This window comes from Synechococcus sp. WC101 (assembly GCF_047461555.1).
Lineage (GTDB): Bacteria > Cyanobacteriota > Cyanobacteriia > Thermostichales > Thermostichaceae > Thermostichus.
In genome coordinates this window covers 1-11,005 of record NZ_JANSHG010000084.1, presented here as the reverse complement: position 1 = coordinate 11,005, position 11,005 = coordinate 1, and the positions used below count along the sequence as shown (strand labels likewise).

Here is an 11,005-nt window from a genome sequence, read left to right as displayed (position 1 = left end):
TAGAACCCTACAGCGGGCCGGTGTTGCGCGCCTTCCCTCTCCAGACTTCCCGCGAGGTGGTGCGGGCCGCCCTGGGATCCCCCAGCCAGCAGGGGCGAGGCGCTCGGCCCAACACCGTCTACGACCTGTACCGCTTGGGCAGCATGAACTTGAGCCTCACCTACGACGAATCCAGCCTGGCGCTGCAACAAATCGAGGCCACCGTCGCCGACGACGTGCCCGCCCCGCAGGCGGAAGGGCTGTTGGAAGACATGCTGCAGGCCCCCTTGCCCCCCCAGTTGCAGCGAGAACTGCAGGCGGTGCGGGAAAACCGTTCTGAGCGCGTCCAGTTCCGCGTCGGCCCCTGGTCTGGCGTGGTCGAGCGCACCCCCCAGGGCCACCTCTACATGGCCGTTTGGGATCCCCCGCCCACCGTCCCCGTTGCCCAGCCCCGCCCAGCCCCCAGAGCCACTCCAGCCGCCGCCGGCCCTCGTCCCGGCCAGACCCTGCAGGAGCTGCTGCGCCGCGCGCGCGAATTGCGGGGAGATTGAGCCATGTCTGCTTCTGAAGACAAGAATTCCCTACGGGGCACCGTCGCTCGCTTCTTCAAGACCCTGGCGAGGCCCTTTCCGGTCGGGCCTACGGCCCTCCTCAAGCCTGCCGAGCCCCCTCCCCCCAAACGCCCGGTGCGCCTGCAGATCACCTGCCCAGGAGAGCCTCCCCAGGTGTTTGTCCTGCAGGGATCCGACATTCTTGGTCGCAGCCAGACGGTGGCCACCATCCGCATCCCCGCCCCTGCGGTGAGCCATCTGCACGCCCGCATTCGCCCGCGTCCGGGCTGGCGTCTGCCTGGCTTGGGGTGGCGGATCCCTCTGCATCCCCTCCTCTACTGGCTGGGGTGGAACGCTGGTCGCTACCAACTGGAAGATCAAGACTCCACCAACGGCGTCTTTCGCCTCAAGCCCTTTGGCGGCGCCGAGCGGGTGCGGCGGGTGATCCTGCGCCACGGCCAGCGACTCAGCCTTGGCCCGCCCCGGGATCCGGAGAGCGTGGTTATTCAGGTGTTGGATCCACCGCCGCCGCAGGTGTACGGGGTGCGCGGCTGCCTGATCCTGATGGCGCTCTTGGGGCTGGGGGCGAGGCTTTGGATCGGCCATGAGTGGAGCAAGTTCTCAGTAGAACCGCCGCTGGCCGCCGATCGCAACCCCCTGATCGTCCTGGCCGGGGATCGGCAAACCGAGCTGCGCCGCCACCAGGGGGATCTCTACCGGGAGCTGCCCAACCTGGAAGCCTTTGGCCCGATTCTGCCCAAAGTGGTGGTGGCCGCCGAAGATCACCGCTTCTACTCCCACTTCGGGGTCGATCTGCTGGGCATTGCCCGCGCCTTTTGGGTCAACCTGCGCTCCGGGGAGGTGCAGCAGGGGGGCAGCTCCATCAGCCAACAACTGGCTCGCACCGTCTTGCGCGACTACACCGGCTCAGGCAACACCTTTGGCCGCAAGCTGCGGGAGGCCGTCGCCGCCCTCAAGCTGGAACGGCGCTACAGCAAAGACGAAATCCTCACCCTCTACCTCAACAACGTCTACCTGGGCAACGGCCTCTACGGCTTTGAGACCGCCGCCCAGTTCTACTTCGGGATCCCCAGCCGCCAGCTCAGCCTTTCCGAAGCCGCCACCCTGGCCGCCATTCTGCCCGCCCCCAACGCCTTCAACCCCGTCGCCAACTACGAGGCCGCCGTGCGGGGCCGGGATCGGGTGTTGGATCGCCTCAGCGAGCTCAAAGTTTTCCCGGAAGAGGAGATTCGGCGGGCCCGGCGCAGCCGCCTCACCCTCAACCCCAACCTGCGCTCCCAGACCTCGACAGTTGCCCCCTACTTCTACAGCACCGTCTTCCAGGAGCTGCGGCAGCTTTTGGGGCAAGATCTCTCGGCAGAGGGCAACTTCGTCATCGAGACGACGCTGCATTTGCCCTACCAGCGGCTGGCGGAGCAGGCCCTGGCCCAAACGGTGCGCGAGGTGGGATCCCGCCTGGGCTTCAACCAAGGCGCCTTGGTCAGCCTCGACAGCCGCAACGGCGAGATCCTAGCTCTCGTGGGCGGGATCGACTACACCGCCAGCCCCTTTAACCGTGCCACCCAAGCCCAACGGCAGCCCGGATCCACCTTCAAAGTCTTCGCCTATGCCGCTGCCCTCAGCGAGGGGATCCCGCTGTCGCAGGTGCTCTCCTGTGAGCCGCTTACTTGGGGCAACCTCACCTTTCAGGGCTGCCGCTCGGGAAGTGCCCCCATGGACTTGGCCCGCGGCCTGATCCTCTCCGAAAACGTGATCGCCCTGCGGCTGGCCCAACAGGTAGGGCTGGAGCGGGTGGTGGCCATGGCGCGGCAAATGGGCATCCAATCCCCCTTACAGCCCTATCCTTCCCTGGTTCTCGGCACGATGGAGGTGAACCTGCTGGAGCTGACCGCGGCCTTTGCCCCTTTGGCCAATCGCGGCCTTTGGTCTAGGCCCCACACCATCCGCCGCATCCTGGATAGCAGCGATTGCGCCAACCCCGACGACTTTCGCACCTGCCGCGAGATCTACCCCGGTCGCGAGGATCCCCGCTCGCAGCGGCTGGTTTTGTCGGAGAGCGTCGCCCAGCAGATGACCGCCGTATTGCAAGGGGTGATCCGCTCCGGCACCGGCACCGCCGCCCGCCTTGGGATCGGGGAGGCCGGCAAAACGGGCACCACCACCGCCAACAGGGATCTGCTCTTTGTCGGCTACACGCCCAATCCGCCTCTGGTAACCGGCATTTGGCTGGGCAACGACGACGCCAGCCCCACCCGCGGCAGCAGCAGCATCGCCGCCCAAACTTGGAGAAACTACATGAGCCAAGTCATTCAATAGGCGACCTTGGCAAACAAGTTCTAACAACTTGACAGAAAACCTCTCCCCCTTCTCCAGGGGGAAGTGCCCGGTGGGAGCGTTGCAAGCTGTCGCGAAACCGTCTGTCACATCTCCTCCCCCGAAGGAAACGGGCTTAGGGGCGGCAGGGCTGCGGCCCGGCAGCGTTGCGAAACGCTTGGGAGGTTTTTCAGTCGAGTGATAGCTACACTTAGCCGGCCAGAAAATGAACTGCAGCCAACTGGGCGATGGGATGATTTTAAGATGGGAGTGACTTGGTCATCACTGAATGAAAGCCTTGGGATCCCTGGCTTTGCCTGTTGGAGCGAAGCTGTATGACTGTCCCTCTGATTCAAAACCCTGAGGTTCTAGAAAGCCGCCTTAAGGAGATTCCTGCCCAACCTGGTGTCTATTTGATGCGGGATGCCACCGACCAGATTCTCTATGTGGGCAAATCCAAAAAGTTGCGATCTCGCGTGCGATCCTATTTTCGCTTTACCGGCGACCTGTCTCCTCGTATTCAGCGCATGGTAGTTCAGGTTTGCGAGATCGAGTTTATCGTCACTGATAACGAAAGCGAAGCTCTAGCCCTGGAAGACAATCTCATTAAAACCTATCAGCCGCCCTACAATGTTCTCCTCAAAGAGGATAAAAAATACCCCTATTTGTGCATTACGTGGTCAGAGCCTTACCCGCAGATTTACATTACCCGCCACCGCCGTCTCAACCAAAATCAAGATAAGTACTACGGGCCCTATACCGATGTGGGCCTGCTGCGTTACACCCTCGGTCTGGTAAAGCGCATTTTTCCCTTGCGCCAGCGCCCCAAGCCGCTTTACAAGGACCGCCCCTGTTTGAACTATGACATCGGGCGTTGCCCTGGTGTCTGTCAGGGCTTGATTAGCCCGGAAGCGTATCGCAAGACCGTTGCTCAAGTGGCGATGATCTTCCAAGGCCAGACGGACGAGCTTATCCGTGAGTTGAAGGAGAAAATGGCCCAGGCAGCGCAGCAAGAAAACTATGAGGCGGCGGCGCGCTATCGGGATCAAATCCGCGGCCTAGAGCAACTGGGCCAATCCCAGAAGGTCTCTTTGCCCAACTCTACCGCCAGCCGCGATGCCATAGCTTTGGCCATGAACGACTCGCGGGCTTGCATCCAGTTGTTTCAGGTGCGGGCGGGCAAGTTGGTGGGACGGCTAGGGTTTGTGGCCGAAAACCGCGGCGACGACCCGGCTCTTATTTTGCAGCGGGTTTTGCAGGAACATTACCAATATTGCGACCCGGTGGAAATTCCCTCCGAGATTTTGACCCAGTATGAGTTGCCGGATCGCGATTTTTTGGAATCTTGGCTGAGCCAGAAAAAGGGGCGCAAGGTCAGCCTCCTTGCCCCGCAGCGGCAGAGCAAAGCCGAGCTAATCGAACTGGTGGAGCGGAACGCCCAGCTAGAGCTAGCCCGCAGCCAGCGCCTGGCGGAGCGGGAGGCAGCAGCGCTGGAGCGCTTGGCGGAAGTTTTGGATCTGCCAGAGCCGCCCCGTCGCCTAGAAGCCTACGACATCTCCCACATCCAGGGATCCGACGCTGTGGGCAGCCAGGTGGTGTTTATCGATGGCCTGCCGGCCAAGCAACACTACCGCCGCTACAGGATTCGCAACCCCCAGGTGCGGCCTGGCCACTCCGACGACTTTGCCAGCCATGCCGAGGTGGCGCGGCGTCGCTTCAGCAAGATGACTTCCGAGGATCAGCCGGACTTGGTGCTCATCGACGGGGGCAAGGGGCAACTGGCAGCAGTGATGGCCGTCTTGGCAGAGCTGGGGCTGGATCACCTGCCGGTCTTTGCCCTGGCCAAGCGGGAAGAGGAGATCTTTCGGCCTGGGGATCCTGAGCCGCTGCGGCTGCCGCCCCAGGATCCGGCCCGCCTGCTGTTGCAGCGTCTGCGGGATGAGGCCCACCGCTTTGCCCTTGCCTACCATCGCCAGCAGCGGAAACTACGCCAACAGGCTTCGGTTCTGGAGGAGATCCCTGGTCTAGGCAAGCAGCGGCAAAAGCTGCTCATGGAGGCGTTTCGCTCCCTTGCCCGCATCCAGATGGCTACTGAGGAGCAGTTGGCCCAAGTACCTGGCATTGGCCCCAAGCTGGCCCGCCAGATCTACCGCTACTTCCATCCAGAAGCCGAAACAGAGTTGCCAGCAACAGCGGAGTAGCCGACCCGCCTGTGGGCAAGCCGAACGACCTGAGCTGGCCTATCATCGTGGAGTCCGCCATTCTCGGCCAAGGGGGCCAAGTGAAGGTAGCGCTGTTGCAACTTAACTATACCGTTGGCGATCTCAGCGGCAATGCCGAGCGCATCCGTGCGGCGGTCGAGGCGGCAGCAGCCAAGGGGGCAGAGCTGGCGATTACTTCTGAGCTGGCCTTGTTGGGGTACCCGCCCCGGGACCTGCTGCTCTACCCTGCTCTAGTCGAGAGGGCAGGCCAAGTCTTGCAGCAGTTGGCTGACCGGCTGCGGGATAGCATTCCGGTGGTGGTGGGATCCGTGCAGCCCAACCCGCTGCCGGAGGGGCGACCCCTCTACAACGCCGCGGCCTGGCTGGAAGGGGGGCAGATCCGCCACTGGTTCCAGAAGTCGCTCCTGCCCACCTACGATGTCTTCGACGAAGACCGCTACTTTGAGCCGGGATCCCCGCCCCAGCCCATTGAGTACCGTAGCCGCCGAGTGGGCTTCACCATCTGTGAAGACATCTGGAACGACCGCGACTTTTGGCAACACCGCCGCTACCACCGGGATCCGGTGGAAGAGATGGCCCGCTGGGGCGCCGATGTGCTGATCAACCTGTCGGCCTCTCCCTTTAGCCTGGGCAAGCAGAAATTGCGGGTGGAGATGCTGGGATCCCTGGCCCGCAAGCACGCCCTGCCCATCCTCTATGTCAACCAGGTGGGGGGCAACGACGACCTCATTTTCGACGGGGCCAGTTGCGCCCTAGACTGCCGGGGCCGGGTGGTGGCCCAAGCCGCTGCCTTTCAGCCGGACTGCCTGATTGTGGATGTGGAGGCACTGGTTCATCCTCCTAAGGAAGGCCCGGAAGTTCAGGGATCCCGCTGGCCAGCGGAGCCGGAAGCGGAGCTCTACGAGGCGCTGGTTTTGGGCACCCGCGACTACGTCAGCAAATGTGGCTTTCGCGAGGTGTTGCTGGGCCTGTCGGGAGGGATTGACTCGGCTGTTACTGCCGTCATTGCCGCCGACGCCTTGGGGCCAGAGCGGGTGCTGGGGGTGCTCATGCCCTCTCCCTATTCCAGTCCCGGCAGCCTGACGGACGCCTACCAACTGGCGCAAAACCTGGGGATCCCGACCCTGAAGCTGCCCATCCAGTCAATTATGGAGAGCTACCAGCACCTGCTGGATGAGCCCTTTGCCGGCCTGCCCCCCGACATCGCGGAGGAGAACCTGCAATCGCGCATTCGCGGCACCCTGCTCATGGCCCTCTCCAATAAGTTTGGCCGGCTGCTCTTGAGTACGGGCAACAAGTCGGAGCTGGCGGTGGGCTACTGCACCATCTACGGGGATATGTCCGGCGGCTTGGCGGTGATCTCCGATGTGCCCAAAACCTGGGTCTACCGCCTGGCCCGCTGGATCAACCGCCACCAAGAGCGGATCCCTCTTCCCATCCTCACCAAGCCCCCCTCGGCAGAGCTGCGGCCCGGCCAGAAAGATAGCGACAGCCTGCCCCCCTATGACGTGCTGGATGCCATCCTGCAGCGGCACATCGAGCAGCACCAATCCGCTGCCGAGCTGGTGGCCCAAGGGTTTGATCCCGACACTGTTCAGCAGGTGCTGCACCTGGTGCAGAGTGCCGAGTTCAAGCGCCACCAGGCTCCCCCTGGCCTGCGCGTGACCGATCGCGCCTTTGGCACCGGCTGGCGCATGCCCATTGCCAAACGCCAGGAAGGGATCAGTTGACCTTCACCCCCGGTCCCTCTCCCAGAGGGAGAGGAGGGTTGGGAGAGCGCAACCGGTTTCGCTTTTCCTGCAAGGATTGGGGTAGGGGTGCGGGTATGTTTTCTGTGAATGAGGGCCTGCCGGCCGGCAGACCCCAGAACAAAGCTTTTCCTCAACTCAACAAAAAACAGAGAGAGCAGGGCTTTCAAGCTTGCCTCTCTGCTCACAGGGATCCCAGAATCTCGCGTTTACCGCTTCGGGAGCGACTCCATAGCGCGGCAAGCTGAGTTTTCTAGATCAGGCCCAGCCAGGAGGCGACGCCTTGGCCCGTCACCGCTTCGATGATAATGGCCAACACAAAGCCGATCATGGCCGCGCGGCCGTTGAGACGCTCGGCATATTCGTTAAAGCCAAACTTGGGCTCAGACAAGTTGGGGTTGGACATGGAAACCTCCAGTTAGGGCTTGGGAAGGGCTACAAGAGGAGCACCTGCCCTTCAGTATAGTTTGCATTTCTTCACATCGCAACACCAGCCGCTTCCGACGGCAGCAGGGGAGTGGCAGCCTTGGGGGCTGGGCTTTGCCCTAACGCAGGGGCGGCACCAGCGTCCAGAAGATTCCCACCTGCAGGGAAGCCACAGGGATCCCCGTTACAAAAATTCGGAAATCGCAGCCTTCTCACGGACTAGGGTAATCTGAAGGGCAGGTCAATGGAGAGAACCTCTATGGCGATTCAGCGTGGTGCCAAAGTCCGGGTGTTGCGGAAAGAATCCTACTGGTATCGGGATGTGGGAACGGTTGCGGCGGTGGATACCAGCGGCATTCTCTACCCGGTGATCGTCCGCTTCGACAAGATCAACTACTACAACATCAACACCAACAACTTCCGCGAAGATGAGCTGGAAGTGGTGGAGGAGCCCAAGCCCAAAGCCAAAGCTTCCAGCTAAGGCTGCCCCTGCCAACTCAACCAAGCTCTTTGGCTTCCTCTTCCTGTGCCCGAGCTGCCGGAAGTTGAAACCGTCAGGCGGGATCTGCAGCGCCTCACCCTGGGTCTGTGCATCCTGGCGGTGGAGGTGCTTCTCCCTCGCACCGTGGCCTACCCCGGCAAAGACGAGTTTGCGCAGGGGCTGGCAGGCAGCTGTTTGACCCAGTGGCAGCGGCGAGGCAAATATCTTCTGGGATCCCTGGACTCTGGAGCGGTTCTGGGCGTGCATCTGCGCATGACCGGGCAACTGCTCTGGGTTCAGGGATCCGCGCCTTTGCCGATCCACACTCGCGTCCGGCTGCATTTGGAGCAGGGGTGGGAGCTGCGCTTTGTTGATCTGCGCACCTTTGGCCAGATGTGGCTGGTGCCCGCCGGGGTGGAGCCGGAGACGGTGATCCCTGCCCTGCAGAGCTTGGGGCCGGAGCCGCTTTCGCCGGCCTTTTCCGAGGCCTATTTCCAAGCTGCCTTGCAGAAGAGCCGCCGCCCCATCAAAGCCGCCTTGCTGGATCAGTCGCTGGTGGCGGGGGTGGGCAACATCTACGCCGACGAGGCCCTGTTTCTGAGCGGCATCCACCCCTCAACACCCGCCGCGCAGCTTTCCGACGCTGCCAAGAGCCGCCTGCGAGAAAGCCTGATCCAGGTGTTACGGGCCGGGCTGGAGCAGCGGGGCACCACCCTGCGGGATTACCGGGATCTGCGTGGGCTCAACGGCAACTACCAGGGGCAGGCGTGGGTGTACGGTCGAGAAGGGGATCCCTGTCGCCTCTGTGGCACCCCCATTCAGCGGAGTAAGCTCTCGGGCCGCTCGGCCCACTTTTGCCCCCGCTGCCAGCCGCCTCCAGGCCGGGTTGAGACTTGATGGCCTATCTCCCGCCAACGGCTATAGTTCTAGGTTGATCTCCAGCTCCCCTCTCCCTCTGGGAGAGGGGCCGGGGGTGAGGGTCAGCCAGGAGGGATCCCCGTGAAAAAAATGGCATGGTCCCAGTGCTGGGTCGGTCTCCTCGGCGGGGTGGTCGGGATCGCGGCACTTCCTGTTTTTGCCCAACTGGAGCTGGATGCCCAACTGGGCCGATCCCAGGTTGTTGCCCCCAGCAAAGATTGCCCCGCCTGCGATCTGACGGGAGCCGAGCTGCCGGGAGTGGATTTGAGCGGCGCCAACCTGAAAGAAGCCATCCTCAGGCAGGCCAACCTGCAAGCTGCCGACCTCTCTCAGGCGATCCTCAACTTGGCCGATTTGCGCGGCGCCAACTTGCGCGGCTCGGATCAGGGCGGGGCCTTTCTGTGGGAAGCCGATCTCAGCCAGACCAACCTGCAGCAGACCAATCTCACCGGCGCCAACCTGCAGGTGGCCAACCTCAGCGGCGCCGACTTGCGCGGGGCCGTCCTCGTCGGTGCCGACCTCACAGGAGCCAACCTGCGCCAGGCCGATCTGCGCGGGGCCGACCTGCGCGGCGCTTTTTTGGAAGCAGCCGATCTGACAGGCGCCCTCTACAACGCCCAAACCCAACTGGATCCCACCCTGAACCCCGGCGCCCGCGGCATGGTCTTTGTGAAAAACTAGCTCCCCTGTCCCTGAGGGAGAGGGGCTGGGGGTGAGGGCTAGCTCCCTCTTTTGGGCAGATTAAGCTTAGCCCTCTCATAGGCCGGGATCCCCTGCCATGAGTTCCCCTGTCCGGGTTCTGATTGCCGACGACCATCCCCTGTTTCGGCTGGGGCTAAAGTTTGCCCTGCAAGCGCAAGGATTTGAGGTGGTGGCCGAAGCCGAGACGGGATCCCAGGCCGTTGAGTACTGCCGCCGTTGCCCCGTCGAGGTGGCCCTTTTGGATGTGCGCATGCCGGATGGAGACGGGATCCTGGCCTGCCAGCAGATTGTCGAGCTGGGCCTGCCGGTGGTGGTGATGATGACTACTTTTCAAGAGCCGGCTTTGATCGAGTCAGCGCGGCGGGCTGGGGCCAAAGGCTACCTCTCCAAAGAAACCGACCCAGCGGAGCTGGCCCGCGTCATTCGCCAGATCTTGGCCAACCCCGACCGAGACTGGCTGCCCGCCCCCAAAGAACTGCCCAAGCTCACCCCCCGCGAGCTGTGTGTGCTGCAACTGATGAAGGAGGGCCTGGCCAACAAGCAGATTGCCCGCCGCCTCGGCCTCAGCATCGAAACCGTGAAAGAATACGCCAGCGCCGCCTACCGCAAGCTGGACGCCAATGACCGCGTCACCGCCCTGCTCAAGGCGCAACAACTGGGGATTTTGTAAAAGGATTCTGAGAATTTCTTAAAAATCTTGAACTTGAAAAGGGCAAGCCAGCACCTCCCCCCAGAGGTGGGGATGTTTGAAACTTCGGATCCCTTGCATACTGTTGCTATCCTGGCGTTCCCCCAGAGGCTACTTCTTTTTCTCCGTTATCCGAGATACGGCCATGTCTGCTCCTTCCCCGCTGTTGCTCAAACTTGCCCTGCGCCTGCTCAGCTCTCTGAAGATCCCGGTGGATCGGCGCAGGATCCGCGAGCGCGGCTTTGTGCTGCCGGTCGCCATCTTAATTGTGCTGGTGTTGAGCTTGGTCACGGTGGGCCTGCTGACCCGCTCCACCCAGCGCAACATCCAAACCCAGGTGGAACGGGCGGGGCAGACGGTTAGCCGGCAACTGAACGCCGCCATCGACCGGGCACGGGCCAAGATCGACTACCTGATACGCGATCCCCGCCTGCCCGCAAGCAACCCCACCGATGCCCAATTGGTTGAGGCTTTGATTAACGATGGGGCGGGAGAGCTGATCCCGCGGGATGAGAACGATCCCTACATCCTCCCCGATGAAACCCAGTTCGTAATTACAACCAACATCGAGGTAGAGGATCCCAACAACCCCGGGCAAACCCTGCCCGTGCCGGTGCGGGCGCCGGCCTGGTGGTTTTTGGTGGACACCGACAACAACGGCGTCAACGACTCCGTAACTGCCTACACCATTCTCAACACCCGTCGGGCTGCTGGCGCCGGCTTTGAGGATAGCCAGCTAACGGATACGGAGCGGGCGCGGCGCCTGATGATCCGCAGTGGCCCCCTACAGGGCTCCGCTCTGGGCCCTTGTACCGATAACCCCGCTCAGCAGACGATTAACCCCAACGTGGGGGACTGGTTCCAGGTGGGCACGGCGCTGTACAAGCCCTTTCAGGTCTTTGCCGTTACCTTGCCGCTTGAGGGGGCCGACTCCACCACCCGCGCCATTTCGGCTT

The 11,005-nt window shown here is 62.6% G+C and carries 8 protein-coding genes and 2 pseudogenes; 9 read left to right on the top strand and 1 reads right to left on the bottom strand.

Translation table 11 applies throughout. The features are described from left to right. From NW809_RS07320 to NW809_RS07305, 4 genes and pseudogenes are all read left to right on the top strand, one after another. Positions 1–530: pseudogene (locus NW809_RS07320) on the top strand (serine/threonine protein kinase); the annotation flags it as partial. 3 nt (positions 531–533) lie between these two features. After that, the gene (locus tag NW809_RS07315) at positions 534–2,867 is read left to right on the top strand and encodes a transglycosylase domain-containing protein (protein ID WP_414401830.1); all 2,334 of its coding nucleotides are present in this window, start codon (positions 534–536) and stop codon (positions 2,865–2,867) included. A 332-nt stretch (positions 2,868–3,199) separates the two neighbouring features. Further along, a complete protein-coding gene (gene uvrC / locus NW809_RS07310; RefSeq protein ID WP_414401829.1) occupies positions 3,200–5,065 on the top strand; it encodes an excinuclease ABC subunit UvrC in 1,866 nt (621 codons plus the stop codon). An 80-nt stretch (positions 5,066–5,145) separates the two neighbouring features. Next, positions 5,146–6,816 carry an NAD+ synthase gene (locus NW809_RS07305; RefSeq protein ID WP_414401831.1) on the top strand — a complete coding sequence of 557 codons (1,671 nt, stop codon included), beginning with the start codon at positions 5,146–5,148 and terminating at the stop codon, positions 6,814–6,816. 271 nt (positions 6,817–7,087) lie between these two features. Here the strand turns inward: NW809_RS07305 and NW809_RS07300 are convergent, their stop codons facing one another. Then, the gene (locus NW809_RS07300; protein ID WP_414401828.1) at positions 7,088–7,240 is read right to left on the bottom strand and encodes a chlorophyll a/b-binding protein; all 153 of its coding nucleotides are present in this window, start codon (positions 7,238–7,240) and stop codon (positions 7,088–7,090) included. A 279-nt stretch (positions 7,241–7,519) separates the two neighbouring features. Between NW809_RS07300 and NW809_RS07295 the strand changes: the two genes are divergently transcribed. The 5 genes and pseudogenes from NW809_RS07295 to NW809_RS07275 all read left to right on the top strand — a co-directional run. After that, entirely contained in the window at positions 7,520–7,741 is a 222-nt protein-coding gene (locus NW809_RS07295) for a photosystem I reaction center subunit IV (protein WP_011429119.1), read from the top strand. A 45-nt stretch (positions 7,742–7,786) separates the two neighbouring features. Further along, a complete protein-coding gene (locus tag NW809_RS07290) occupies positions 7,787–8,638 on the top strand; it encodes a DNA-formamidopyrimidine glycosylase (RefSeq protein ID WP_099812575.1) in 852 nt (283 codons plus the stop codon). A gap of 111 nt (positions 8,639–8,749) precedes the next feature. Then, complete coding sequence (locus NW809_RS07285) at positions 8,750–9,340, top strand: pentapeptide repeat-containing protein (protein ID WP_011429117.1); 591 nt, start codon at positions 8,750–8,752, stop codon at positions 9,338–9,340. A gap of 97 nt (positions 9,341–9,437) precedes the next feature. Continuing rightward, positions 9,438–10,031 (top strand): response regulator, encoded by a 594-nt coding sequence (locus NW809_RS07280; RefSeq protein WP_414401827.1) that lies wholly within the window; start codon positions 9,438–9,440, stop codon positions 10,029–10,031. A 163-nt stretch (positions 10,032–10,194) separates the two neighbouring features. After that, positions 10,195–11,005, top strand: a pseudogene (locus NW809_RS07275) (type II secretion system protein); the annotation flags it as partial.